Source organism: Brevibacterium litoralis (assembly GCF_040212315.1).
Classification (GTDB): Bacteria; Actinomycetota; Actinomycetes; order Actinomycetales; family Brevibacteriaceae; genus Brevibacterium; species Brevibacterium litoralis.
Genome location: NZ_JBDIUY010000022.1, coordinates 116,419 through 141,341, shown reverse-complemented (window position 1 = coordinate 141,341; position 24,923 = coordinate 116,419). Strand labels below are relative to the sequence as shown.

The window sequence follows — 24,923 nt, the reverse complement described above, 5'->3', positions numbered from 1 at the left end:
CCATGAGGCTGCATCCGGGTGTTTCCTGACGCTCACCGTGACGTTCGAGGTGGCCGAGGACGAGCGGGTCGAGCACCGGATCGAGATCGCGGGTCTCGCCGACAGGGTCGCGGCGGACGGGGAGGACGCGATGGTCGCGATGGGTTCGTACCGCGGAGCGCAGTCGGCCGTCCTCAATCTGCTCGCCGGCGGAATCATGGAGGAACACCAGTCCGGTATCTGACCCGGTGAGGTCGGGCCGGGCGGCCCGGGTGCCGGCCGGGTGGGTACCGAGCGGCCAGGGATGACGAGTGACCCGGGATGACGAGCTTGATGTCGTTGTGCAGAGCTCTTGTCTCGCAGTCACGGACGACTACGGGACAAGAGCTTCGTGGAACGACATCGAGCTCGTAGCCAGGCGTCGTGGCGATCCTGTCACCTGGCGGCAGGCCCTGTGGCTGGGCTCCGCTGGAACACTGGGGTCATGGTGCTCAGGATCGTACGGACGGTGTTCTTGACGCTCGCTCTCGTCGGGATATCCGTCGCGGCATGCGTCCGCCTCGTCGACGTGTTCCCGGCAGAGAGCAGTTTCGACCACGACCTGCTTCCGTACGGAGTTCTCGAGAACCCGGCACATCCGGTGTCGTTCCTCGTGTACACGACAGTCGTCCTCACGGGGTTCGCCACGGTCGCGGTGTGGAAGTTCCGGGCCCGAACCGTGGGGACAAAGGTCGTCGGATCACTTCCCGTCTATCTCGCGGCGAGCACACTGGTGCTCGCCGCCGGTTGGATGGGCCTCCAGGACGGCACGATCATGTGGGACGGTGCGGACCCCCGGACCGGACAGCCGATCGGCGGGATGATCGCCAGACGACCGACGAGCTGGGTCTCTCTCCTGTGGGTGGCGGTGGTCTGCCAGGTCGCGGCGGCGGTTCTCGCTCTCGCTCCCGTCACGCGCCTCACGCCTCGACGACCTGGTCGCGCAGGCGGTGCTTGAGCAGTTTGCCGCTCGGGTTCCGGGGGAGTTCCGGGGTCACGACGATCTGCCGGGGCAGCTTGTAGCGGGCGATCCGCTCGGACAGGAAGTCGCGCAGCTCGTGGAGTTCCATCCCCTCGCCGTCACCGGTCGTCACGACGGCGACCACCTGCTCGCCCCACTCCGGGTCCGGCCGCCCGACGACCGCGACGTCGACGACACGGGGGTGGGCGATGATCGCCTCCTCGACCTCCAGTGAGAAGACGTTCTCCCCGCCGACGATGATGACGTCCTTCATCCGGTCGACGATGTACAGATATCCGTCCTCGTCGATCCGCGCGACGTCCCCGGACTTGTACCACTCGCCCTCGAAGGCCTGGGCCGTCGCCTCGGGATCGTGAAGGTACTCCCGCATCCGGCAGTCTCCCGAGAACCAGATCTCGCCCGTCTCCCCGGGTCCGGCCTCGGTGCCGTCGGCCTTCACCACGCGCATCGCGTTGCCCCACATCGCCTCGCGGCCCACGGACCCTGCCTTCCGCAGCTGGTCCGCCGGCCGGAGCATGCACCCGGTGGGTCCCATCTCGCTCATGCCGAAGAGGTTGTAGAACTGGTCGGTGCCGTACGTGTCGATGAGTAGCTGCGCGGTCTCCCGGTCGATCGGCGCCCCGCCGTAGTTCCAGATCCGCACGCTGGACAGGTCGTAGTCGGCGAATTCGCGTCCCATCTGCCCGGCCACCCGGATGGGTGCGACGTACCCGACGGTCGGCGCGAAGAACACGCTCACCTTCTCCCGCGGCAGGATCTCCATGCACTCGACCGGGTCGTACTCGCGCATCATCACGACGGTCCCGCCGATGAACACCATCGGCATGAGCAGGATGTTGAGCGGTGCCGAGTGCCAGATCGGCATGCACATGAGGTACCGGTCGTCCGGCACGTAGGCCATGTTGAGGGTGATGAGTTGCGCGACCCCGGCGATGTTCCGGTGCGGGTGGACACAGCCCTTCGGCGAGCTCGTCGTGCCCGAGGTGTACAGCACCTGCGCCACCTGCTCGTCGGTGAACTCCGGCAGCTCGTCCTCCGTCAGCGGGGTGGCCGCGGCCAGACGGGCGTCGAAACCGCCGGGCGCCTCGGGAGCCTCCGTCTCCCACCAGTCGATGTCCGGCCCACCGGCCCGGGCGATCTCGGCGAGTTCCGCACTCACGATCCCGAGCTTCATACCGGAGTGGTCGACGGTGTAGGCGACCTCGGGTGCCTGCATCTTGTGGTTGACGGGCACGACGGTGAGGCCCAGATACCAGGCGCCGAACGCCGCGTAGACGAACCCGGGCACGTTGAAGGTCATGATCCCGATCGTGTCGCCCGGCTCCAACCCGGCCTCCCGGAAGACGGCGGCCGCCCGCAGCGCACGCTCCTTCAACTGTCCGTAGGTGCACCGCTCGTCGCCGAAGACGAGGGCCTCCTTGGCGGGATCGCGGCGGACGGTCGCATCGAGCATCGTTCCGAGCTTCATCGCACGGCTCCTGGATTCGTGGACTGCTGGTCACGACTCTGTGACCGGTGACACATTGCGGGTATTCAATCACGATCCGCGCACGATGCCGCGCGCCGCCGACGACGTTCAGTCCTCGAAGCCCACCCAGACGACCGCCTCGTCGATGCCCTTGCGGGTCGAGACGACTGCGTTCGCGGGGAACTCCTCGTCGGGGTAGCCCATGGCGATCGCCATCTGGATGACCTCGTCGTCGGCGATGCCCGCGTGTTCCCGCACGACCGGGGACTGCATGATCCCCTGTGAGTTGATGACGCAGCCCAGGCCTCGCGACCACGCGGCGTTCACCAGGGCGTTCGCGAGCGCCCCGCAGTCGAAGGGTGCCAGGTCGTTGCCCGCGAGCTCCTTGTCGTAGGTGATGATGACGGACACCGGCGCGTCGAACTGACGGAACCCGCGCAGCACCCACTGCAGGCGCGCGTCCTTGTCGTGCCGCTCGATCCCCATCGCGCCGAACAGCTGCTTGGCGATCCCCACCTGCCGGTCGCGGTGCTCGCCCTCGTAGCCCTCGGTGACACGGAACTCCCGCGAGTGCGGGACCCCCGCGAGGTTGCGCTCGGTGTTGCCCTCCCGGATCCGGTCGAGCACGTCGCCGGTGATGACGTACAGGTGCCACGGCTGGGTGTTCATCGACGAGGGCACCCGCATCGCCATCTCGATGACCTCGCGCAGCACCTCCTTCGGGACGGGCCGGTCCTGGTACCCGCGGATGCTCCGCCTGCCGTGCACTACCTCGTCATACTTCACGTCCTGTGACTCCTTCGTCGCATGTGTCGTCCGGTCCGCGGTTCCGCCGACCGCTGCCGAGGCGCCCTGGCCCCGACTCATCACGTGACCCGTCCCTGGTGGGAGGGCCACGCATTCGCCCACAGTGTCGCACGTCACCTCGGGCGGGTGGACCGTGCAGTCCGGTGGAGAGTGCAGGCCGGTGGGGAGTGCTGGAGAATGGAGGGCGATCGCCGACCGCCACCGAGGAGCCCCGATGACGTCCGCGCCACACACCGGCCCCACCGCCCGTCCGTCCATCGCGCCCACCCGCGTCGCCGTCATCGGACACGGGGCGATCGGTGCGGTCGTCGCCGCCGACCTGGCCGCAGGGGGAGTGCCCGGAGCAGAACTCGTCGCGGTCGTCACGCGCACACCCCACGCCGACACCCCGGCACCGAATCTCCCCTTCGACGAGGCCCTCGACCGCGCGGACCTCGTCGTCGAGGCCGCCGGGCAGCAGGCCCTGCGCGACCACGGACCGGCGGTCGTGGAGAGCGGGAGGACGCTCCTCGTCACGGCCGTCGGTGCACTCGCCGACCCCGGTCTCCGGGAACGTCTGCAGACGGGGCCGGGGCGCCTCGGCGTCACTGCGGGTGCCGTCGGTGGACTCGACGTGCTCGCGGCGGCCACCCACATGGCGCCCTTCGGGTCGGTGACCCTGCGGACCACGAAGAAGCCGGGGGCGCTCGTCCAGGACTGGATGGACGAGGGGGAGACGGTGCGCCTGCGGGAGGCGACGGGCCCGATGTCGGTCTTCGCCGGTCCCGTCGCCGAGGCGGCCCGGCTGTTCCCCTCCTCCCTCAACGTCGCCGCCGCGCTCGCGCTGGCCGTCGACGACTGGGACCTCGTGCGGGTCGAGCTCGTGGCCGACCCCGGTGCGGACCTCACCGCGCACCACATCACCGCCACCGGCCCCGCGGGGGAGTACGACTTCACGATCCGCAACCGGCCCTCGCCGGCGAACCCGCGCTCCAGCGGCGCCGTCCCGCACGCGGTGCTCCACACCCTCCGCGGACTCGTGGGAGCCTGACGCCGCCCGACCGTCCACATCCTCCCGCACCTGGGAACTCCCGGAAGGGACGCGGCCCCGCCCCTCTAGTACCCTTGTGCGGGTGAGCATCGAGATCGAGATCGGCAGGGGCAAGCGCGGGCGCCGCGCATTCACACTCGACGACGTGGCCGTGATCCCGGCCCGCCGGACCCGCGACCCCCGGGACGTGTCGATCGACTGGCAGATCGACGCCTACACGTTCGACCTCCCCTTCATCGCCGCCCCGATGGACTCCCTCATGTCCCCGGAGACGGCCATCGCCTTCGGGCGTCTGGGTGGCCTGGGCGTGCTCGACCTCGAGGGCCTGTGGACCCGCTACGAGGACCCGCAGCCGTACCTCGACGAGATCGCCTCCTTGCCGGCGGAGACCGCGACGGCCCGCATGCAGGAGATCTACGCCGAGCCCATCAAGCCCGCGCTCATCACCGCCCGGCTCCAGCAGATCCGCGACGCCGGCGTCACCGTGGCCGGTTCGCTCACCCCGCAGCGCACCCAGGAGCACTGGCGCACCGTCGTCGAGGCGGGCGTCGACCTCTTCGTCATCCGCGGCACGACCGTCTCCGCCGAACACGTCTCCACCGGCGATGAGCCGCTCAACCTCAAGCAGTTCATCTACGAACTCGACGTGCCCGTCATTGTCGGCGGTGCCGCGACCTACACCGCCGCTCTCCATCTCATGCGCACCGGTGCCGCCGGCGTGCTCGTCGGATTCGGCGGCGGAGCGACCTCGACCACCCGCCAGTCGCTCGGCATCCACGTGCCCATGGCCTCGGCGATCGCCGACGTCCACGCCGCCCGTCGTGACTACATGGACGAGTCCGGTGGCCGCTACGTGCACGTGATCGCCGACGGCGGTCTGGGCACCTCGGGCGACATCGTCAAGGCCTTCGCCATGGGCTCCGACGCCGTCATGCTCGGGTCCGCGCTCGCCCGCGCCGAGGAGGCGCCCGGCAAGGGGTTCCACTGGGGTCCCGAGGCGCACCACCGCAGTCTGCCGCGCGGTCGCCGGATCGAGATCGGCACCATCGCCCCGCTGGAGAACCTGGTCAACGGTCCCGGCCACTCCGCCATCGGTGAGATGAACCTCGCCGGGTCGCTGCGCAAGGCGATGGCGACGACCGGCTACGTCGACCTCAAGGAGTTCCAGCGCGTCGACGTCGTCGTCTCGCCGTACCAGACTCCCTCGAACGTCGAGGTCTGAGCCGCACCGCCATGCTCCGGCTCGCCCTCACCCCGCGCTGGCTCGCACTGCTGGCGCTCGTCCTCGTGCTCGCCACGGCCTTCGTCGGGCTGTCCGCCTGGCAGGTCGACCGCGCCCAGCACAAGAACGACGCGATCGCCGCCCAGGACGTCGACACCCCGCGTCCCTTCGCCGAGGTCATGGACGCCCAGGTGCCCATGCCGTCTCTGCTCTCCGACCAGATGGTCGACCTCACCGGCCACTACCTGCCGGACATGCAGGTCGTGATCCCCGGCCGCCTGCAGGACGGCGAGGAGGGCTACTGGGTCGTCACGATGTTCGCCCCGGACGACGCCCCGCTCGGTCCTGCCGTCGGCGACCACCCGGCAGCGGAAAGCGAGCCCGAGGTGCCCGACCGTGAGGTCGCCATCGCCGTCGTCCGCGGGTGGACCGCCGACGAGGAGACGGCCATGTCCTCCCGTGCGGACACCGGCGAGGTGACCATGCGGGCCCGGGTCGGCGTCAACGAGGCGCCGGCGAGCACCGAGGACCTGCCGGAGGGACAACTCCGGACCGTCGCGACCGCCCAGCTGGTCAACATGTTCGACGTGTACACCTACGCGGGGTACCTGTTCCCGGAGTACGATTCCGGGCCGGGCGCCTCGGAAGCGGTCGACGGGTTGGAACACGTGGGCCTGGAGAAGCAGACGACCGGTGGCTTCGACCTGCAGTCGGCGGCCTATGCCGTGGAGTGGCTGTTCTTCGCCGGGTTCGCGCTCTACATCTGGTTCAGCCTGCTGCGGGACGCCCACCAGCGGCGCACCCAGGCGGCGGAGGCATCCGGTCACGGCGCCGGCGGCCCGGTGGAGTACGTGGTCGTGAAACCGGCCGGGACCAGGGAACTCACCACCGCGGGACGGACGACCGCGGGGACACGGACGAAGGGCGGACGATGAGCACCGACGATCACGACATGGACGCACGGCCGGACTTCGACCCGGCGACCGCCTGGACGGTGAACCGGTACACCTCGGCGCGCAACGCGCTGCGGTTCTACCGCCCGATGGCGATCATCACGGGCGTCATGCTCCTCATCATGTGCGTCGAGATGATCCTCAAGTACATCGTCTTCCGGGACGACCCCTCGGCGCTCGTGTTCGGCCCCTTCGACCTCGGGCGGGCCGTCCCGATCGCCCACGGCTGGGTCTACGTCGTCTACCTCATCTCCTGCTTCTGGCTCAACACGCAGATGAAGTGGTCGATCGGGCGCCTGGTCGTCCTCGCGCTGGCCGGTGTCGTGCCGGTCCTCTCCTTCTTCATGGAGCGCAAGCTCCACAAGGAAGCGGAACAGACACTCGAAGACGTCGTGGTCATCGCCCCCGCCGCGGGCCGATAGCACCGCCAGCGCTGCGTTGTCGATCGCTCGAAGTACAAAACCCACGTACTCCTTCGCTCCTCCGCCTTGCGCTGACGGCACTCTCGACCCGCGGCGCCTTCGCGGCGCCTGAGGGGAGCCGTGAGACCGGTCACCTCGCGCCCCCGGAGGGGCCTGGGGCGACCGGCGTCGGTAGAATCGGGCGCATGACCCAGTCTTCGACCGGCGCCCCTGCCGCGGACCCCACGCCCGCGAGCACGGCGGTCCCTCCCGTCCTCGTCGTCGATTTCGGTGCCCAGTACGCCCAGCTCATCGCACGCCGTGTGCGTGAGGCGGGCCTGTACTCCGAGATCATCCCGCACACCGCCACCGCGGCGGAGTTCGCCGCCAAGAAGCCGGTGGCGATCGTCCTCTCCGGTGGGCCCTCCTCCGTCTACGCCGAGGGCGCGCCCTCGCTCGACGCCGGGGTCTTCGACCTGCAGGTGCCCATGCTCGGCATCTGCTACGGCTTCCAGGTGATGGCCCACTCGCTCGGTGGTTCCGTCGCCCACACGGACAAGCGGGAGTACGGCTCCACCCCGGTCACGGTCACCGAGACCGGCAGCCTGCTGAAGGACCAGCCGGCCGACCAGACGGTGTGGATGTCCCACGGCGACTCCGTGGCCCAGGCGCCGGCCGACTTCACGGTCCTCGCCGCCACGAAGGACACCCCGGTGGCCGCCTTCGAGAACGTCGCGCGCATGTGCGCCGGTGTCCAGTGGCACCCGGAGGTCCTCCACTCGGAGTACGGCCAGAAGGTCATCGAGAACTTCCTCTACGAGGTCGCGGGCCTCGCGCCCGACTGGGACAACTCCTCGATCATCGACGAGCAGGTGGCCCGGATCCGCGCCCAGGTGGGCGACAAGAAGGTCATCTGCGGTCTGTCCGGCGGTGTCGACTCCGCCGTCGCCGCCGCACTCGTGCAGAAGGCCGTGGGTGACCAGCTCACCTGCGTGTTCGTCGACCACGGACTGCTGCGCCAGGACGAGCGCCGGCAGGTCGAGGAGGACTACGTCGCCTCGACCGGCGTGCGCCTCGTGACCGTCGACGCCCGCGAGCAGTTCCTCGGTGAGCTCGCAGGGGTCTCCGACCCGGAGACCAAGCGTAAGATCATCGGCCGCGAGTTCATCCGCACCTTCGAGCAGGCCGCCGCCGACCTCGTGGCCGAGGCCGCCGAGGGCGAGGGCGAGTCCATCGACTTCCTCGTCCAGGGCACGCTCTACCCCGACGTCGTCGAGTCCGGTGGCGGCAGCGGCACCGCGAACATCAAGAGCCACCACAACGTCGGTGGCCTGCCGGAGGACCTGCAGTTCGACCTCGTCGAGCCGCTGCGCGCCCTCTTCAAGGACGAGGTCCGCGCCGTCGGCCGCGAACTCGGCCTGCCCGAGGTCATCGTCTCCCGCCAGCCCTTCCCGGGCCCGGGCCTGGGCATCCGCATCATCGGCGACGTCACCGAGCACAAGCTCGACATCCTCCGCCGCGCCGACGCGATCGCCCGCGAGGAACTCACGAAGGCCGGTCTCGACGGGGAGATCTGGCAGTGCCCGGTCGTCCTCCTCTCCGAGGTCCGCTCCGTCGGTGTCCAGGGCGACCACCGCACCTACGGTCACCCGGTCGTGCTGCGCCCGGTGTCCTCCGAGGACGCGATGACCGCCGACTGGACCCGCGTCCCCTACGACACGCTCGCGGTCATCTCCAACCGCATCACGAACGAGGTCGACGAGATCAACCGTGTCACCCTCGACATCACCTCGAAGCCCCCGGGCACCATCGAGTGGGAGTGACCCGAACCGTCGAGTGGGCGCTCCCCACCCGTCGAGTGGGCGCTCCCTCGCCATCGACAGGGCGCCTCGTGCCGCACATCCGCGCACGAGGCGCCCTGTCGTCGTTCCCGCACCGTGCGGGGGCGCCCGGTAGACGGGTACGGAGCGCCCACTCGACGGCTCGGCACTTCCCTTCCTGAACACTGTTCAGGTAGCCTTCCGGGCATGAACGAGACGACTCCCACCGCCGGTGCCACCGCCGGTGCCACCGCTGTCACCGCCGGTGCCGCTCCTGCCGCGGCCGCCACCGATCGCCGTACGACCCGGCGCTCACCCGCCCGCGATCTCGCCTATGTCGCGGTTTTCGCCGCACTCATCGCCGTCTTCGCGCTCATGCCCGGGATCCCCCTGGCCGGCGGCGTGCCGATCACCCTGCAGACCCTCGCCGTGGGCCTCTGCGGTCTCGTGCTCGGCCCGGTCCGCGGTTTCCTCGCGGCGGCCCTCTACGTGGCCGTCGGTCTCCTGGGTGTGCCGATCTTCGCCCAGTTCAGCGGGGGAGTGGGCGTGCTCGCCGGGCCGACCGTCGGCTACCTGCTCGCCTTCCCGCTCTTCGCGCTCGTGTGCGGTCTCGTCTCTCTGTTCGTCCTGCGCCGCCTCGGACGTGTGCACCGGGGTCGGGTCTGGGTACTCGGCCTGCTCCTCGCGCTCGGTGCCCTGGTGGCGAGCTTCGCGACCACCCACCCGCTCGGCATCCTCGGCATGAGCCAGGTGCTCGGCGTCGACCTGCGCGCGGCCCTGTTCCTCGACATGCCCTTCTGGCCGGGCGACGTCATCAAGTGCCTGCTCGGCGGTCTGCTCGCCGCGCTCGTCCACCGTGCCTTCCCGCAGATCCTCCGCCGCCCGTGACCGCACGGTCCACACGGCGCACGCCCTCCGGGGACTCCGCTGCCGAGGCGCCCGCCGGGGACGGCGCGACCGTCCGGTTCACGGGCGCCTCGGTCGTCGTCGAGGACCTGGCACCCGACGGTACGCCCGACCGCCGTACCCTGCTGGCACCCACCGACCTCACCCTGTTCGGGGCCGAGGACGAACGGGTCGTCACGGTGATCGGTGCCAACGGGTCCGGCAAGTCGACCCTGTTGTCCCTGGTCAACGGGCTGACCGCGCCGACCACGGGCTCCGTGACGGTGGGCGGACTCGACACCGTGCGGGCGGGCCGTGAGGTCCGCCGCCGCGTCGGCTTCGTGTTCACGGACCCCGCCGCGCAGCTCGTCATGCCCACGGTCGTCGAGGACGTCGAGCTCTCCCTCGGACGGCCCCACCCGGGCCGCTCGCGAGGCGCCCGCGCCACCCGTCGCACCCGTGCCCTCGAGGTGCTCGCCGGGCTCGGGATCGCCGACCTCGCCGAGCGCAGCGTGCACGAGCTCTCCGGCGGGCAGCGGCAACTCGTGGCACTCGCCTCGGTCCTCGCTCTCGACCCGGACGTCCTCGTGCTCGACGAACCGACGACGTTGCTCGACCTCCACAACACGTTGCTCCTGCGGCGGACTCTCGAGGACCTCGTCCGGCGACGTGGACTGCGCGTCCTGCTCACCACACACGACCTCGAGGTCGCGGCCGCGGCGGACCGCACGATCCTCGTCGACGACGCGCAGGTCGTCCTCGACGGCGACCCTGCCGCCGCGATCGAGACCTACCGCGCCCGGATCGCGGCGCGCCATGCGGGGTTCGCCGACGGCGCGGCCCCCGCGGAGCAGGAGGGGGCGGCGGAGCGGTGAAACTCCTGCAGCACGTCCCGATGGACACCTGGCTGCACCGCATCCCGACGCCGGTGCGGTTCGCGGTCCTCGTGGTGCTCGGGATCGTCGTCCTGCTCGTGCGTGAGCCCTGGGTCAACGGTCTGGTGATCGCCGGCGTGTGCTCGGTGGGTGCCACGGCCCGGATCCCGTGGCGGTACCTGCTGCGGCCTTATCGCGCGGTGTGGGTGCTCGTCCTCGCGGTCCTCCTCGTCCAGGGGCTCCTGGTCGGGCCGTGGGCGGCGCTCACCTTGTCGACGACCTTGCTCGCCTGTGTGGGTGCGGCAGGGTTGTTCATGCTCACGACCTCCCAGGGGGAGATCCTGGCGCTCTTCGCGCTGCTGTGCGCCCCGCTCGGGTGGCCGGGGATCCGACGCCTCGGCGTACCACCGGAACGTCCCGCACTCGCCGCGGCCCTCATGATCCGGAGCATCGCGCACATCGCGGGTCTCGCCGCGACCGCCGGGGACGCGGCACGGGCCCGGGGACTCGACCGGGACCTGCGCGCCCGGACGGTCCCCGTCGTCCTCGGCACCGTCGCCCACGCCGAGAGGGTCGGCAAGGCACTCGACGCCCGTGGCCTCGGCTGAGCGGTTCGGGAGCGCCCGGTCGACAGGTAGGGAGCGCCCACTGAACGGTTCAGCCGACGCGGTCCTGGGCCCAGCGGGGGAAGCCGGTGAGGGAGCGGCCGAGCACCTGGGGTGCGGGGTTCTCGATCGCCCAGGCGTAGTGGCCGACGAGTTCGTTGCACACGCTCTTCCAGGACCGGCCGAGCACGAGTTCGCGGGCGGAGCGGCCCATCGCACGGCGCTTGGCGTCGTCACCGACGAGGTCCTGGACGTGGCGGCGCATGGCGTCGAGGTCACCCGGGGCGTAGAGCCACCCGGTGTGCGAGGACCGCACGAGGTCGAGCGGACCGCCGCGGGCCGGTGCCACGACGGGCACGGCCGAGGCCATCGCCTCCTGGATCGTCTGGCAGAAGGTCTCCAACTCACCGGGGGCGACCATGAGGTCGAAGCTCGCGACGGCGCGGGCCAGGGCGTCGCCGCCCAGGAACCCGGTGAAGTGGGCGTCCGGCAGCACCTGCCGCAGGCGGGGCATCTGGGGTCCCTCGCCGACGATGACGAGCTGGACGTCGGGGAGATCGGCGATCGCGCGCAGGTCCTCGACCTGCTTCTCGACGGCCAGTCGGCCCACGAACCCGACGATCTTCTTGCCGGGAGCCGAGGGCGCCTCGGCGGCGGACCCGAGGACTGACCGCCGCCACTCCTCGGAACGGTGCGAGGGATCGAAGCGGGTGGAGTCGACCCCGCGGGCCCACAGCCGGACCTCGGAGACGCCCGCATCGGTGAGCTGGTCGATCGTGTAGCTGGAGGGTGCGAGGGTGAGCGAGGCGTGCTGGTGGAGGTTGCGCACGTGGTTCCACAGGGCCTGCTCGACGCCGTGCATGCCGTAGCGGGCGGCGTAGGCGGGGACCTCCGTCTGGTAGACCGCCACCGAGGGCAGGCCGAGGTCCTGGCAGGCGAGCGCGGCGCGCCAGCCGAGGACGAAGGGGGAGGCGAGGTGGACGACGTCGGGGTCGAACTCGCTGAGGATCCGGCGGACCCGGGCCACGGTCCCCGGGGCCACGCGCACCTTGCGGTAGGCGGGGACGGCGAAGGAGGGCACGCGGACGACCTTCGCGCCGAAGGCCTCCGCGGGGTGCTCGACGTGTTCGACCAGGCCCTCACCCGGGCAGATGACGAGGGTCTCGTCGCCCCGCTCGGCGAGGTGTTCGAGGATGCGCACCACGCTGTGGGTGACACCGTTGGTCTGCGGCAGGAACGATTCGGCAACGATCGCTGTTCTCACGCTTCTCATTGGACGCCGGGCGGATGAGGAACGGATGTGCGCAAACACACGGTTCTGGAAACAGGTGGAGAATTCCCGATAAACTCACCGAGCCCGGCACCGGTGCGGGGTGGGACGGGTCGGTGCCCGTCGCACGTATGTCCGCCGCCGGTCGACCGACCGGCCCGTGAGAAGGGGAGGTCGCAGGATGCTCGTCCTGGTCGTCGTCCTCCTCGTCGTCCTCGCACTCGCCGCTCTCGGCGTCTGCATGGCCGTCCGCTACAACTCGCTCCTCCAGGCGCGGCACCTGGTCCGCGAGGCGCACCGTCAGCTGGCCAACGTCCGCCGGGAGCGCCACCTGCTCGTCCAGTCGGTCCTCGCGGAGAGGGGCGCCGCGGAGCTCTGCGCGGCCGTCCGCGCCGCAACGGCAGCACACACCCCCGAGGAGATCGGGGCGGCGGAGTCCCTGCTGAGCCAGGAGGTCCTGGTCACCGCCGCACAGCTGGACGAGACCGCCCACCTGCTCCCCGAACTCGCCACGCTCGAATCCCGGATCGCGGCGGCCGTCCGGTACCACTCCCATGCCGTCGTCGTGCACAACGCCCGCCGCGCCCGTCCGTGCTCCCTGCCCTTCCGTGGTCTCGTCGCCGCCGAGGCGCCCGTCCGCTATCGCGGTGTCGGCCCCCTCGAGGTCCTCGACCGGGAGGAGTACCCGGATCAGGACCTGTCCCGGGTGATCCCGCGGGTGAAGTCCGGAGACGACCGTCACGACGAGGAGCAGGGCGACCGCGACCCGGTGGGCGGTCGATGACCGCTCAGCCGGCCCCGGACACCACGCGCCTGCGACTGGACCTCGGGTACCGCGGTACCGACTTCCACGGCTGGGCCCGGCAGCCCGGACTGCGCACCGTCCAGGGGATCCTCGAAGAGGCCCTGGAGAAGGTGTGCGGTGCACCCGTGCGCACGGTCGTCGCCGGGCGCACCGATGCCGGAGTCCACGCCCGCCGCCAGGTCGTCCACCTCGATCTCGCCGGGGACGCCCTCGACCGCCTGGCCGGGCGGCCCCGGAAGGACGGGACCCGCCGGACCCCGGCCCAAGCCCTCGTCTCCCGGCTGCGTGGGGTGCTCGGACATCTCGGTGCCCACGACGTGGTGATCCACGCGGCCGCCGCGGTCCCGGACTCCTTCGACGCCCGGTTCGCCGCCCTGCGCCGTACCTACACGTACCGGATCGCCGACGAATCGGCCTTCCTCGACCCTCTGCGCACCGCGGACACCGTCGTCCACTGCGGGGAGCTCGACGCCGCGGCGATGCAGGAGGCGGCCACCCAACTGCTCGGCCTCCACGACTTCCTGCCCTTCTGCAAGCCGCGGGAGGAGTCGACGACCATCCGGACGCTCGAAGCACTCGACGTCACGCGGGACGAGGCCGGCGTCATCGTCCTGGAGATCACGGCCGACGCCTTCTGCCACCACATGGTCCGCGCGACGGTCGGGGCCCTCGTGAAGGTCGGGACGGGCTCCTGGCCCGTCACCCGCCCGGCCGAACTCGTGGCCCGCGCGGAAGGACCGGTGCCTCCGGGAACCGCCGCCGAGACGCCCGCCGGGTCGAGGACGCCCGCCGCCTCGACCGCCCCAGCCACCAAGGCGGAGCTCGGGCCGATGCACGTGATGCCGGCACACGGTCTGGTGCTCGAGCGGATCGACTACCCGGACGACCCCGATGAGTGGGCGCTCCGGGTCGAACGCACGAAGGCCCGCCGCGACACGGAGTGAGTCGAGGCCGGACGACTGGTCAGAGCGTGATCGAGTGGTCGCAGGATCCCGAACCCGGACTCGCAGACCTGTGATCTGCGAACACTCGATGGCGCTGCGACCACTCGCTCACGCGCTCAGGAGTCGCGGTTCCGCCTGTGTCTCCGCCGCATCCGCCTCCGAGTCGTCGTCCGAGTCGGGCCCACTCGTGCGCTCGACCGGATCCCAGCCGGGCTGATCGGCACACAGGGCCAGGAGCAGCGGCACGAGCATGAAGGCTCCGGTGGCCGGGACGGCGACGCCGGAGTCCGTGATGACGAGCCCGACGCCGAGTGCGGTGACGGCGGCGAGGAACCCCCAGTGCAGCGCCGGATCCGACTCCCGGAACAGGCGGGGGAGCGGTCCCTGCCAGTCCCGAAGCACCGGCATCTCCCGCAGGGGTCCCTCACGGCGCCACCGGCCGTAGGACAGGAAGACGACGACGAGCAGGACCGCCAGCGGCACGACGATCGCGAGTGCCGGGTTGATCGAGACGATGTTCAGGTTGGCCGCGAGCTTCCGCTCGATGACGGTGAACAGTTCCCCCGAGAGGATCTGCCCGAAGAAGCGGCCGAAGTGCGACTGCTGCGCTTCCGGCCGCAGGTGGTCGAGCCCGGCGATCCCGAGGACGACCGTGAGCGACACGAGACCGATCCCCGCGAGCTTGAGGATGTTCAGCCGGATGCCCAGTTGGAGTGCTGCGAAGACGAGGAAGCCGGCGATCACCGCGATGGTCCCGCCGAACTTGGCACCCCAGGCGGGATTGCCGAGCACGACGACGGAGGCGAGGCCGACGAGGACCGTGAGGCCGAGGGCGAGCCGTGCCCGGCCAGCACCCCGCAGGCGGGCGACGACGAGGCCGAGGCCCAGGAACACCGCGACCATGAACAAGGCGACACCCTGGTTGCCGAGGCCGTAGAACCGCCCGGCGACGATCGCGTTGTACCCCATGAGCGTGTCGTACTGCAGGCGGGACCCGGTCGCGTTGTCGACGGCCAGGGCGAGGGCGGTCGTCACGCAGATCGCGGCCACCCGGCCGGACCAGGTCCGTCGCCACGGCCCGAGGAAGGCCACCCCGAGCAGCGCGAGCGAGGCGAGCCCGATCCCGAGACCGAGCCCGAGTTCCGGCACGGGGAACCGCGACCAGGGCAGGAGTGCGACGAGGAACGCCCCCATCGGCACGGTCGCCGCGCCCAGGCCGATCCCGCCGACCACCCGCCGCCAACGCGGGACGGAACCACCGTCCCCGAGCACACCGTCCAACCGCACCCGCACACCCCGGTGGAAGAGTGCCGCGGCGGCGAGGACGAGCAGGTAGAAGAAGACGTCGAGGACGACTCCGAAGGTCGAGGCGCTCTTGTGCACCGTCGCGGCCGAGGTGTACTCGGCCTGCAACCGGGCCACCCGCTCCTCCACACCTGCGGACGTGCCGGTCGTGACCGTCGGGTCGACGGCCGCGCCGCCGGGCATCGTGTCGATCCCGGCCGCCCGCACGATCGTGCCGGTGAGATCGGTGAGCTGGACCAGGTCGTCGCGGCGGGTGGTCGTCGACCCCAGGTAACCGGGCTCGACGCCGGGGCCGGCGCGGAGGACGGTCCGCAGCCGGGAGGGGTTGGTCGTGTCGCCGACACCGACGACGAAGACGGTCGTGTCCGCCGGGTCGATCTGCGCCAGGTACTCACCCACGTGTGCGTCGACCGCGGCGACCTGGGCGCGGTAGGCCGCGTCGTCGAAGGTCTCGCGGTCGGAGGCGAGGACCGTGTCGTCGCTGAAGCGCGGGACCGCGATCGTGCCGAGATCGACGAGCGTGACGCCACAGGGGTCGGTCGCGTCCTCCGGGACGACCGGTGCCCCGGCCGGCGCCCAGTCCGCCACGGTCCCGTCGCTGCGCACACCCGCGTACCCGGCGCCCCCGCCGATCGTCCGCAGGCACTGCCCCGACTCCGCGACCGCGTCGCCGAGCACGCCCAGCCGCGTCGAGTACCCGCCGGAGGCGTTCACCCGTTCGAGGAGGGAGAACCCGGGGAGCACCTCGGCGTCGGTGTCGGCCGCCGGGGGCGCGGGGAGGGGATCGGTGGACAGGCCTGCGGGGTCGTCGTCGGTGCCCAGCGGCCCCGTTCGGAGGTCCGCGGGTCCGGTCGCGTCCGGGCAGACGCTCAGTCCACCGGGACGGGGGTCGCGGGCGCGCTTGCCCGCGCCGAGGGTGAGCCAGCCGGAGGTCGGGCAGGTGGTCGAGGTGAGCGTCCGCACCGTGAGGTTGCCGAGCGCCCCGGACTCCGCGAGCCCCCACAGGTGCGGGGTGAGCTCGGGGTCGATGTCCGTCCACCGCAGGCCGGAGGCCCCGAGGACGAGGACGGGGGAGTCCGCCTCCCCGGTACCGGCTTCAGCGGAGTCCGCCGCCGAGGCGCCCTGCACGTCGGCACCGGCCGTGGCGGGCGCCTCGGGGGCGGGGGAGGACGGGGTGTCGGTGGGAGCGGGCGTGGCCCGTGCCGGGAGCCCGAGGCCGGTGAGGACGACGGCGAGGAGAAGGGTCGCCACGAGGACCGGGAGGGTGGTGGCGCGCAGCAGCGAGAGGCCGGGGCGGGGAAGGGGGTTCGGCACGGATCGCTGCATCCAACCAGGGTACAAAGGGAAGGCGGGCGACCGTTCACGAAACATTCACCTTCGGGGTGGACGTGGGTCACATGCTGCGGGGAGACTGTGTATCAGTGCATTACTCCCTGAGAACGGATACCCCATGCGGAAAACTCTCCTGAGTGTCCTGGGCGGCGTCACCGCCCTCGGCCTCGGCTGCGGACTGGCCGTCACGCCGGTCGGTGCAGCGCCCCTCCCCGAGACCGGCGAGGACGTCCAGCTCCTCGGCATCACCGACTTCCACGGCCGGATCGGCGAGTACGACCCGGCGATCGAAACCGCCGCGACCGTCGAGGCCGCCCGCGCGGACTTCGGTGGCCCCACCGCCTTCCTCTCGGCCGGTGACAACATCGGTGCCTCCGTGTTCGCCTCGTCCTCGGCCGACGACACCCCGACGCTCGAATATCTCAACGCCCTCGGCCTCGACGCCTCCGCCGTCGGCAACCACGAGTTCGACAAGGGCATGGACGACCTGACCGGCCGGGTGACCGACGAGGCCGCCTTCCCCTACCTCGGCGCGAACGTCTACGCCGCGGGCACGCAGGACGTGGCCCCGGGCCTCGAGGGCTCGACCGTCATCGAGGTCGACGGCGTGCGGATCGGCGTCATCGGCGTCGTCACCGAGGCGACCGCCTCCCTCGTCTCGCCCGGTGGGATCGCCGACATCGTGTTCGGTGACCCGACCGAGGCGATGAACCGCGAGGCCGCGGCCCTCGACGCCCTGCCGGAGGCCGAACGTCCCGAGATGATCGTCGTCCAGGCGCACCTGGGCCCGAACGACACCGCCGGGACGATGGAGGAGGCCATCGCGTCGAGCTCCGAGTTCGGGGACTTCGTCACGAACGCCTCGGACGCGGTCGACGCGATGTTCTTCGGCCACACCCACCTGCCGGCCGACTACGTGCAGGACCTCGGCGACGGGCGCATCCGGCCGCTGCTCCAGGGTGCCAACTACGGTTCGACCGTCGCCCAGGTCGTCCTCTCGCCGCTCGGTGAGGGTGACTGGACGGTCGCCGAGCACGCACTGCTCGACACCGAGGCCGCCACGATCCCCGAGCCGGGCACGAACCCCGTGATCGACGAGACCACGCGGATCGTCGAGGCCGCCCAGGCCGCGGCCGAGGGCCCCGGCAGTGTCGTCGAGGGATCGATCACCGAGGACCTGACACGGGCGACCGACGAGACGGGTGAGGAGGACCGCGGTGCGGAGTCGACGCTCGGCAACCTCGTGGCCGACGCCCTGCAGTACGGCTCGACCCTCAACCCGAACGTCGCACCGGCGGACTTCGCGCTGACGAACCCCGGTGGTCTGCGCGACGACCTGCTCGTCGACGCGATCTACAACGACGAGGCGCCCGGTGAGGTCACCGCCGCCGAGCTCAACGCCGTCCTGCCCTTCGCCAACGACCACGTGGTCTCCACCCTCACGGGTGCCGACGTGATCCAGCTCTTCGAGCAGCAGTGGCAGCCCGAGGGTGAGAGCCGGTCCTTCCTGCACCTGGGCATCTCCGAGGAGATCGAGGTCGTCTACGACTCGAACGCCGCGGAGGGCGCCCGCGTTCAGCAGGTCACCGTGAACGGCGAGCCGATCGACCCGGCCGCGACCTACCGGGTGGCGACCCTGTCCTTCCTCGCCACCGGTGGTGACAACTTCACCGCCTTCACGAACGGACCCTTCGAACAGACCGGGTACACGGACTACGAGGTCTGGGCGGACTACTTCGCCGAGCACTCGCCGGTCGCCCCGGACACCGCCGAGCGTCAGGCCGATGTCGCGCTCGACGCGGTGAACACCGGGAGGATCGCCGAGGACGGACTGTCCCTGGCCTCCTACACCGACGGCGCCTACACCTTCGTGTCGAACGCGACCGAGGACGTCACCGGTCCCTTCCTCCTGTCCTTCGACCTCCCCGAGGGAGTCGAGCTGCAGTGGTCCGGTGCCGAGGCGGCGAACGCAGGGGGTGCCGTCACCGGTGCCCTCCCGGCCGAACTGCCGGTGACCGTCACCGACGTCAACACCGCGACCATCGACGTGATCCCCGCCGGTGAGTCGGAGATCCCCTTCTCCTTCACGGGCCCCGCCGGGGACTACAGCGTCGACGTGCAGATCCAGGCCGACCCGGCCGCCGCCTTCTGGGACGACAACCCGATGCCCGCCGCCTACGCCTTCGAGGGCTTCGAGTTCTCGATCGCCGCGGCCGACGGCACCGAGGAGCCGAGCACGGAACCGACGACCGAGCCGACCGCGGAGCCCACGACGGACCCGACGGTCGAGCCCACCCAGGAGCCCACCGAGGCCCCGACCGAGGCGACCACCGCACCGGTCGTGGAGGACGCGACCGAGGACGAGGGTCAGGGCACCTCGGGCGCGGGGGACGACGAGGCCGGTGACCTCGCGTACACCGGGTCGAACGCCGCTCCCTTCGTCGGCGCCGGCGTCCTGCTCCTGGCGATCGGTGGGGCCGCCATGGTCCTCACCCGCCGCCGGGTCTGAGGCCGGCCGACCGCGGCCACCGCAGACACGACCGACCCCGGGCTCCTTCCATGGGAGGGACCCGGGGTCGGTCGTGTCCACGGGGCCCGGCACGTATTCGGTGCCGTCCGTGTATTCAGTGCCACATCCAGCCCCCGGGGGCCCGTGACCGATTGCATTCAGTGTCGGAACGGGCGTAGACTCGTCTGCTGTTGCGTACGTCAGTGCACGCCCCTCACGAAGCCTCAATCGCGTTGCAGGCATTGTGTGGTGAGGTCGGCTGGACGGGAACGTACCGCGCACATGGCAAGCCAGTCCGGGCTTCAGGAGACCTCACGACCTCCCGGTTCACCGGACACTCGCTTCAGATCATCCATAGACGAAAAGAAGGCTACTTTGCGTACGTACACCCCCAAGCCCGGCGACGTCGATCGCCAGTGGTTCGTCATCGACGCCACTGACGTCGTTCTCGGTCGTCTTGCCTCGCAGGCCGCACGCCTGCTCCGCGGCAAGCACAAGGTGACCTTCGCCCCCCACGTGGACATGGGCGACAACGTCATCATCATCAACGCCGAGAAGGTCGCCCTCACCGGCTCCAAGCTGGAGCAGAAGAAGGCCTACCGCCACTCCGGTTACCCGGGTGGCCTCAAGTCCACCAACTACGCGGAACTCCTCGCCACCCAGCCGGAGCGCGCGGTGGAGAAGGCGATCGCGGGCATGCTGCCCAAGGGTCGTCTGGGTCGCGCCATGGTCAAGAAGCTCAAGGTCTACGCCGGCGCCGAGCACCCCCACACCGCTCAGGCACCCCAGGTGTACGAGCTCACCCAGGTTGCGCAGTGAGCGCCCGGTACTGAAGACTGACGAGGAGAATCGTGACTGAGAACAACACCCCTGACGTCGTCGAGGACGTCGAGATGACCTCCTACTCGACCGAGACCCCGGCAGACGCCGGTCTGGGCGAGGCCGTGGCCGGTGGCCGTGGCCAGTCCCTGACCGCCCCCGGTTCCGCCGTCGGCCGCCGCAAGCAGGCCATCGCCCGCGTGCGCCTGGTGCCCGGCTCCGGTGAGTGGAAGATCAACGGCCGCGACCTGGCCACCTACTTCCCGAACAAGCTGCACCAGCAGCTCGTCAACGAGCCCTTCACCCTGCTCGACCTCGAGGGCCGCTTCGACGTGTTCGTCAACATCTCCGGTGGTGGCCCCTCCGGTCAGGCCGGCGCCGTCCGCCTCGGTGTCGCCCGCTCGCTCAACGAGATCGACCGCGAGAACAACCGCCCCGAGCTCAAGAAGGCCGGCTACCTGGCCCGCGATGCCCGCGTCCCGGAGCGCAAGAAGGCCGGTCTCAAGAAGGCCCGCAAGGCTCCGCAGTTCTCCAAGCGCTGATCGGATCCGATCAGGCAGCCGGACTGCCGCACGGACCCCGTCCGTGCCCGACGACCCCCGTCCCCGTGTGCGCCGCGTGCGTCCACGGCGGCGGGGGTCCCGTCGTCCCCACTCCTTTCCACTAGTCTTGAGTGCCGTCACCCCGACCGCAGGAACGAGGACTTGAACCCATGACCCTACTCTTCAGAACCGACGGCGTCCGTGGCCTGGCCACCGGCCTGGTCACCGCCTCCCTGGCCCTCCAGTTCGGGGAGGCCGGGGCCCGTGTACGCGCCGGCCCCGCCCCGGAGGGACGTGCCCGTCCCTTCGCCGTCGTCGGACGCGACACCCGGGTGTCCGGTGAGATGCTCGCCGCCGCCGTCGCCGCCGGCGTGTCCTCGGCCGGTGTCGACGTGCTGCTCGTCGACGAGCTCCCGACGCCCGGTGTCGCCCACGTCGTGAAGAACACCGGCGCGGACTTCGGTGTGGTCCTCTCCGCCTCGCACAACCCCATGCCGGACAACGGCATCAAGTTCTTCGCCCGCGGCGGGACCAAGCTCGACGACGCCCTGGAGGACCGGATCCAGGACCTCATGGGCAAGGACTGGGAGCGGCCCACCGGTGACGGTCTGGGCCGGATCACCCGGTTCCCTTCGGCGACCGACGAGTACACCGAGACCCTCGTCAAGGAGGTCGAGCGCAACCGGGACGACTCCCCGCTGTCCGGCCTCACCGTCGTCGTCGACTGCGCCCACGGGGCCGCGAGCGTCGTCGGTCCGGCCGCCCTCCGGCAGGCCGGCGCCCAGGTGATCGTCACCGCGGCCGATCCCGACGGGTACAACATCAACGACGGTGTCGGTTCGACCCACATCGACAACCTCGTCACGCAGGTGACGGAGCACAACGCGGACCTCGGTGTGGCCTTCGACGGCGATGCGGACCGGTGCCTGGCCGTCGACTCCCTGGGCCGCCCGGTCAACGGCGACCAGATCATGGGCATCCTGGCCCTCGGTCTCAAGGAGAAGGGCCTGCTGGCCCAGGACACCCTCGTCGTCACGACGATGTCGAACCTGGGCCTCCACCTGGCGATGGAGAAGGCCGGGATCCGCACGGTGCAGACGGGTGTGGGTGACCGGTACGTCCTCGAGGAGATGTTGCGCAGTGGCTACAACCTCGGGGGCGAACAGTCCGGTCACGTCCTCATGCTCGACCACGGCACGACCGGTGACGGCGTGCAGACCGCCCTGCACCTCATGGCCCGGATGGCCGGGACCAAGCGGACGCTCGCGGACCTCGCCGCGGAGATCCCGCAGTTGCCGCAGGTGCTCGTCAACGTCGGCGGGGTCGACAAGACCCAGGTCGGCAATTCGGCCATCGCCGCGGAGGTCGCCGCGGTCGAGGCGCAGCTGGACGGCAAGGGCCGCGTGCTCCTGCGGGCCAGCGGCACCGAGGACCTCATCCGCGTGATGGTCGAGGCCCCGACCCAGGAACTCGCCAAGGACCACGCCGACCGCCTGGCCACCGTGGTGAAGGCGGAACTCGCGCTGTGACCATGCCCTCGCCGCACATGATGATGCGGCAGACCGTCCGGTCCCAGGGCAAGAGTGGTGACCTGGGCGGACGGTCGGGTCGGATCCCCCAGGAGACCTGGGTCCGCATCTGGTCCTTCGTCGGGCGTCAGCGGCGGGCAGTCCTCGTCTTCGTCCTGCTCTCGGTGCTCGTCGCCGTACTCGGTGTCATCACCCCGATCCTCGCCGGTGACGTCGTCAACGCGATCACGGGGGACGGTCCCATCCGTCTCATCGTGCTCCTGGCCGTCGCGATGGCCGGGGTCGCGGTCCTCGACGCGGGTCTTGCACTCGTCAACCGGCTGCTCTCGGCCCGGATCGGCGAAGGCCTCATCCACGACATGCGCACCGCCGTGTTCGACCACGTGCAGCGCATGCCGGTCGCCTTCTTCAGCCGGACCCGCACGGGAGCGCTCGTCTCCCGGCTCAACACCGATGTCGTCGGCGCGCAACGGGCCGTCGCGAACACCCTCTCCGGCGTGGTGTCGAACATCGTCTCCCTGCTGCTCACCGTCGGCGTGATGGTGACGATCAGTTGGCAGGTGACGGTGCTCTCCCTCCTGTTGCTGCCGATCTTTCTCGTCCCCGCCCGCCTCATGGGCGGCCGCCTGGCGAAGCTGCAGCGCGAGGCCGCCGACCACAACGCCTCGATGTCGACCCGCATGACCGAGCGGTTCTCCGCCGGCGGTGCGACCCTCGTCAAACTGTTCGGTGACCCGGCGGCGGAGTCCCGCGGGTTCGCGGAGCGCGCGGCCCGGGTCCGCGACATCGGCATCCGCACCGCAATGCTCCAGACGACCTTCGTCCAGGCGCTCACCCTCGTGTCCGCTCTGGCCCTCGCGCTCGTCTACGGCCTCGGCGGTGCGCAGGCGGTGCTCGGGCACCTGGACGCCGGGGCCGTCGTCACCCTTGCCATGCTGCTCACCCGCCTGTACACGCCGCTCACCATGCTCGCGAACGCGCGGATGGACATCATGAGCGCCGTCGTGAGCTTCGAGCGGGTCTTCGAGGTCCTCGACCTGAAACCCCTCATCGCCGAGGCGCCCTCACCCCGTGCCCTCCCCGCCGGTGGCATCGGGGTCGAGTACCGCGACGTGCGGTTCGCCTATCCGTCCGCCGAGGACACCTCGCTCGCGAGCCTTGAGGACGTGGCGGTCCTCGACCACCGCAGTGGTGAGGAGGTGCTCCACGGCATCGACTTCCGGATCGATCCGGGACAGACGGTGGCGCTCGTGGGCAGTTCCGGGGCGGGGAAGTCGACGATCGCCTCGCTGCTGCCCCGCCTCTACGACGCGACGAGTGGTTCCGTGCGCCTGGACGGGACCGACATCCGCGAGGTGTCCTTCGACTCCCTCAAGCGCACCGTCGGCATGGTCACCCAGGACGGACACCTGTTCCACGAGTCGATCCGGGACAACTTGCTGCTCGCCCGCCCCGACGCGAGCGAGGACGACCTGCGCGACGCGGTGCGCCGGGCCCGCCTGGAGGAGGTCCTCGCGGATCTGCCCGAGGGCCTCGACACCGTCATCGGTGAACGGGGACACCGCCTGTCCGGCGGCGAACGTCAGCGCCTCACGATCGCCCGGCTGTTGCTCGCGGCCCCACCGGTCGTCGTGCTCGACGAGGCGACCTCCGCTCTCGACTCGACGAACGAGGAAGCGATCCACCAGGCCCTCACCGAGGCGATGGCCGGCCGGACCGCGCTCGTCATCGCCCACCGGCTCTCCACGGTGCGCAATGCCGACCGGATCCTCGTGATCGAGGCCGGCCGGATCGTCGAGGCGGGCACACACCGCGAGCTCCTGGCCGCCGGCGGGCGGTACGCCGATCTCTACGAGACCCAGTTCCGCACCCAGGAGTGAGACCGGAGTTCCACTGTGGAAGGAATGGCGTCGGACAGCCTCGCGGACGCCATTCCTTCCACAGTGGAACTCAAGGAGAGTTCACGCGGTGAGTGCCGCCGTGTAGCGGGCGAGGACCACGGGGGCGAGGAGGTCGCCCAGGGGCTCGGTCGTGCGGATTCCGTGGTCCTCCGCGACCCGGGCCACGCCGTCGAGCAGGAGCCCGGGGGCGACGAAGAGCGGGACCACCACCAGGTCCGCACCGTCCTTCGCGTCGGCACCGTCCCTCCCATCGGCGTACTCCGCGATCCACTGCTTCGCCCGCGGCTCGGTCGAGGTGGCGAACACGGCGGTGACGCTGCCGTCCCGGCGGGCGTCGAGCGCCGCGGTGAACCGGTGGACCGCGGCGTTCGCGTCCGCGTCCGAGGAGCCGACGACCAGCAGTGCGACCGGGGCCGCGGACTCCACCCCGTCGCGTTCCATGGCCGCGAGGACGACGTCCTCCATGTCGGTGCCGAGCCCCAGGACCTCGGCCGTGTGCAGGCGGGTGCCGGTCGCGCTCTCGGCCGCGGCGATCGCCTGCGGGGCGTCCGTCTTCGCGTGGTAGGCGCGGGTGAAGAGGAGCGGGACGACGACGGCCGTCCGGTCCGCGGGCAGCAGACCCGCGGAGTCGAGACCCTCGACGGCGACCGTCGGGGAGGGTGGTGCGAAGTCCTCCAGGTACGCGGCCGCCACGGGCAGGTCGGTGCCGGCAGCGGGGGCGGTGCCGGGAGTGCGGTCCTGATCGGGAGGGCGGGGCGCCTCGGCGGCGAGACGGGCCGTGGCGGCCAGGAGCGCGTCGATCGCGCCGGCCGTCTCCGTCTTGCGCGAGCCGTGGGCGAGCCCGAGGAGGGGAACGGGGGAGTGCGGGGGAGCGGCGGAGGTCATGCGGACCAGTATTCCG

At 70.9% G+C, this 24,923-nt stretch carries 22 protein-coding genes; 17 read left to right on the top strand and 5 right to left on the bottom strand.

Features of this window, described 5'->3' with window-relative positions:
• Window positions 1-37: 37 nt before the first annotated feature.
• Both AAD496_RS08230 and AAD496_RS08225 read left to right on the top strand, forming a co-directional pair.
• Complete coding sequence (locus AAD496_RS08230; protein WP_349828175.1) at window positions 38-223, top strand: hypothetical protein; 186 nt, start codon at window positions 38-40, stop codon at window positions 221-223.
• 240 nt (window positions 224-463) lie between these two features.
• A complete protein-coding gene (locus AAD496_RS08225; RefSeq protein ID WP_349828174.1) occupies window positions 464-976 on the top strand; it encodes a hypothetical protein in 513 nt (170 codons plus the stop codon).
• Here AAD496_RS08225 and AAD496_RS08220 read toward each other — a convergent pair.
• Together AAD496_RS08220 and AAD496_RS08215 are read right to left on the bottom strand one after the other, a co-directional pair.
• A complete protein-coding gene (locus AAD496_RS08220) occupies window positions 939-2,468 on the bottom strand; it encodes a class I adenylate-forming enzyme family protein (protein ID WP_349828173.1) in 1,530 nt (509 codons plus the stop codon). The genes AAD496_RS08225 and AAD496_RS08220 overlap by 38 nt on opposite strands.
• Window positions 2,469-2,576: 108 nt before the next feature.
• Window positions 2,577-3,254 (bottom strand): nitroreductase, encoded by a 678-nt coding sequence (locus tag AAD496_RS08215; protein WP_349828172.1) that lies wholly within the window; start codon window positions 3,252-3,254, stop codon window positions 2,577-2,579.
• Between the two features lie 235 nt (window positions 3,255-3,489).
• On the opposite strand from AAD496_RS08215, the gene AAD496_RS08210 reads away from it, so the two are divergent.
• The 8 genes from AAD496_RS08210 (at window position 3,490) to AAD496_RS08175 (ending at window position 11,069) form a co-directional block, all read left to right on the top strand.
• A complete protein-coding gene (locus tag AAD496_RS08210; RefSeq protein ID WP_349828171.1) occupies window positions 3,490-4,305 on the top strand; it encodes an aspartate dehydrogenase domain-containing protein in 816 nt (271 codons plus the stop codon).
• Between the two features lie 82 nt (window positions 4,306-4,387).
• A complete protein-coding gene (locus AAD496_RS08205) occupies window positions 4,388-5,527 on the top strand; it encodes a GuaB3 family IMP dehydrogenase-related protein (protein WP_349828170.1) in 1,140 nt (379 codons plus the stop codon).
• 11 nt (window positions 5,528-5,538) lie between these two features.
• Window positions 5,539-6,462 carry an SURF1 family protein gene (locus AAD496_RS08200; RefSeq protein WP_349828169.1) on the top strand — a complete coding sequence of 308 codons (924 nt, stop codon included), beginning with the start codon at window positions 5,539-5,541 and terminating at the stop codon, window positions 6,460-6,462.
• On the top strand, window positions 6,459-6,902 hold the full coding sequence (locus AAD496_RS08195) for a DUF3817 domain-containing protein (protein WP_349828168.1): 444 nt from the start codon (window positions 6,459-6,461) through the stop codon (window positions 6,900-6,902). The genes AAD496_RS08200 and AAD496_RS08195 overlap by 4 nt, the downstream gene beginning before the upstream one ends.
• 185 nt (window positions 6,903-7,087) lie before the next feature.
• Window positions 7,088-8,704 carry a glutamine-hydrolyzing GMP synthase gene (guaA, locus tag AAD496_RS08190; RefSeq protein WP_349828167.1) on the top strand — a complete coding sequence of 539 codons (1,617 nt, stop codon included), beginning with the start codon at window positions 7,088-7,090 and terminating at the stop codon, window positions 8,702-8,704.
• A 204-nt stretch (window positions 8,705-8,908) separates the two neighbouring features.
• The gene (locus tag AAD496_RS08185) at window positions 8,909-9,589 is read left to right on the top strand and encodes a biotin transporter BioY (RefSeq protein WP_349828166.1); all 681 of its coding nucleotides are present in this window, start codon (window positions 8,909-8,911) and stop codon (window positions 9,587-9,589) included.
• Window positions 9,590-9,696: 107 nt separating this feature from the next.
• Entirely contained in the window at window positions 9,697-10,461 is a 765-nt protein-coding gene (locus AAD496_RS08180; RefSeq protein ID WP_433913747.1) for an energy-coupling factor ABC transporter ATP-binding protein, read from the top strand.
• On the top strand, window positions 10,458-11,069 hold the full coding sequence (locus AAD496_RS08175) for an energy-coupling factor transporter transmembrane component T family protein (protein WP_349828165.1): 612 nt from the start codon (window positions 10,458-10,460) through the stop codon (window positions 11,067-11,069). The genes AAD496_RS08180 and AAD496_RS08175 overlap by 4 nt, the downstream gene beginning before the upstream one ends.
• A 49-nt stretch (window positions 11,070-11,118) precedes the next feature.
• On the opposite strand, the gene AAD496_RS08170 is transcribed toward AAD496_RS08175, so the two are convergent.
• The gene (locus tag AAD496_RS08170) at window positions 11,119-12,330 is read right to left on the bottom strand and encodes a glycosyltransferase family 4 protein (protein ID WP_349828164.1); all 1,212 of its coding nucleotides are present in this window, start codon (window positions 12,328-12,330) and stop codon (window positions 11,119-11,121) included.
• Window positions 12,331-12,517: 187 nt separating this feature from the next.
• On the opposite strand from AAD496_RS08170, the gene AAD496_RS08165 reads away from it, so the two are divergent.
• Together AAD496_RS08165 and truA are read left to right on the top strand one after the other, a co-directional pair.
• The gene (locus tag AAD496_RS08165; protein ID WP_349828163.1) at window positions 12,518-13,120 is read left to right on the top strand and encodes a hypothetical protein; all 603 of its coding nucleotides are present in this window, start codon (window positions 12,518-12,520) and stop codon (window positions 13,118-13,120) included.
• On the top strand, window positions 13,117-14,085 hold the full coding sequence (gene truA, locus AAD496_RS08160) for a tRNA pseudouridine(38-40) synthase TruA (protein WP_349828162.1): 969 nt from the start codon (window positions 13,117-13,119) through the stop codon (window positions 14,083-14,085). Before AAD496_RS08165 ends, truA begins: the two co-directional genes overlap by 4 nt.
• A gap of 108 nt (window positions 14,086-14,193) precedes the next feature.
• Here the strand turns inward: truA and AAD496_RS08155 are convergent, their stop codons facing one another.
• Window positions 14,194-16,716 carry a hypothetical protein gene (locus AAD496_RS08155; RefSeq protein WP_349828161.1) on the bottom strand — a complete coding sequence of 841 codons (2,523 nt, stop codon included), beginning with the start codon at window positions 16,714-16,716 and terminating at the stop codon, window positions 14,194-14,196.
• A 124-nt stretch (window positions 16,717-16,840) separates the two neighbouring features.
• Here AAD496_RS08155 and AAD496_RS08150 point away from each other — a divergent pair, with 124 nt between their 5' ends.
• From AAD496_RS08150 to AAD496_RS08130, 5 genes are all read left to right on the top strand, one after another.
• Window positions 16,841-19,231 (top strand): 5'-nucleotidase C-terminal domain-containing protein, encoded by a 2,391-nt coding sequence (locus AAD496_RS08150; protein ID WP_349828160.1) that lies wholly within the window; start codon window positions 16,841-16,843, stop codon window positions 19,229-19,231.
• 375 nt (window positions 19,232-19,606) lie between these two features.
• Window positions 19,607-20,050, top strand: a complete 444-nt coding sequence (rplM, locus tag AAD496_RS08145; protein ID WP_349828159.1) for a 50S ribosomal protein L13 — start codon at window positions 19,607-19,609, stop codon at window positions 20,048-20,050.
• Between the two features lie 74 nt (window positions 20,051-20,124).
• Window positions 20,125-20,592 carry a 30S ribosomal protein S9 gene (rpsI, locus tag AAD496_RS08140; protein ID WP_349828254.1) on the top strand — a complete coding sequence of 156 codons (468 nt, stop codon included), beginning with the start codon at window positions 20,125-20,127 and terminating at the stop codon, window positions 20,590-20,592.
• 170 nt (window positions 20,593-20,762) lie between these two features.
• Window positions 20,763-22,121: a phosphoglucosamine mutase gene (gene glmM / locus AAD496_RS08135; RefSeq protein WP_349828158.1), complete on the top strand. Its 1,359-nt coding sequence runs from the start codon at window positions 20,763-20,765 to the stop codon at window positions 22,119-22,121.
• A 2-nt stretch (window positions 22,122-22,123) separates the two neighbouring features.
• Entirely contained in the window at window positions 22,124-24,001 is a 1,878-nt protein-coding gene (locus AAD496_RS08130) for an ABC transporter ATP-binding protein (protein WP_433913746.1), read from the top strand.
• A gap of 81 nt (window positions 24,002-24,082) precedes the next feature.
• Here the strand turns inward: AAD496_RS08130 and AAD496_RS08125 are convergent, their stop codons facing one another.
• Window positions 24,083-24,907: a sirohydrochlorin chelatase gene (locus AAD496_RS08125; protein WP_349828156.1), complete on the bottom strand. Its 825-nt coding sequence runs from the start codon at window positions 24,905-24,907 to the stop codon at window positions 24,083-24,085.
• Window positions 24,908-24,923 lie beyond the last annotated feature (16 nt).

Bases quoted from the DNA above. Each gene is read 5' to 3' on its own strand.
- AAD496_RS08200 (WP_349828169.1), top strand. From the start codon at position 5,539: ATGCTCCGGCTCGCCCTCACCCCGCGCTGGCTCGCACTGCTGGCGCTC.
- AAD496_RS08185 (WP_349828166.1), top strand. From the start codon at position 8,909: ATGAACGAGACGACTCCCACCGCCGGTGCCACCGCCGGTGCCACCGCT.
- truA (WP_349828162.1), top strand. From the start codon at position 13,117: ATGACCGCTCAGCCGGCCCCGGACACCACGCGCCTGCGACTGGACCTC.
- AAD496_RS08150 (WP_349828160.1), top strand. From the start codon at position 16,841: ATGCGGAAAACTCTCCTGAGTGTCCTGGGCGGCGTCACCGCCCTCGGC.
- AAD496_RS08195 (WP_349828168.1), top strand. From the start codon at position 6,459: ATGAGCACCGACGATCACGACATGGACGCACGGCCGGACTTCGACCCG.
- glmM (WP_349828158.1), top strand. From the start codon at position 20,763: ATGACCCTACTCTTCAGAACCGACGGCGTCCGTGGCCTGGCCACCGGC.
- AAD496_RS08125 (WP_349828156.1), bottom strand. From the start codon at position 24,907: ATGACCTCCGCCGCTCCCCCGCACTCCCCCGTTCCCCTCCTCGGGCTC.
- AAD496_RS08225 (WP_349828174.1), top strand. From the start codon at position 464: ATGGTGCTCAGGATCGTACGGACGGTGTTCTTGACGCTCGCTCTCGTC.
- AAD496_RS08155 (WP_349828161.1), bottom strand. From the start codon at position 16,716: ATGCAGCGATCCGTGCCGAACCCCCTTCCCCGCCCCGGCCTCTCGCTG.
- rpsI (WP_349828254.1), top strand. From the start codon at position 20,125: ATGACCTCCTACTCGACCGAGACCCCGGCAGACGCCGGTCTGGGCGAG.
- AAD496_RS08130 (WP_433913746.1), top strand. From the start codon at position 22,124: ATGCCCTCGCCGCACATGATGATGCGGCAGACCGTCCGGTCCCAGGGC.
- AAD496_RS08220 (WP_349828173.1), bottom strand. From the start codon at position 2,468: ATGAAGCTCGGAACGATGCTCGATGCGACCGTCCGCCGCGATCCCGCC.
- AAD496_RS08165 (WP_349828163.1), top strand. From the start codon at position 12,518: ATGCTCGTCCTGGTCGTCGTCCTCCTCGTCGTCCTCGCACTCGCCGCT.
- AAD496_RS08210 (WP_349828171.1), top strand. From the start codon at position 3,490: ATGACGTCCGCGCCACACACCGGCCCCACCGCCCGTCCGTCCATCGCG.
- guaA (WP_349828167.1), top strand. From the start codon at position 7,088: ATGACCCAGTCTTCGACCGGCGCCCCTGCCGCGGACCCCACGCCCGCG.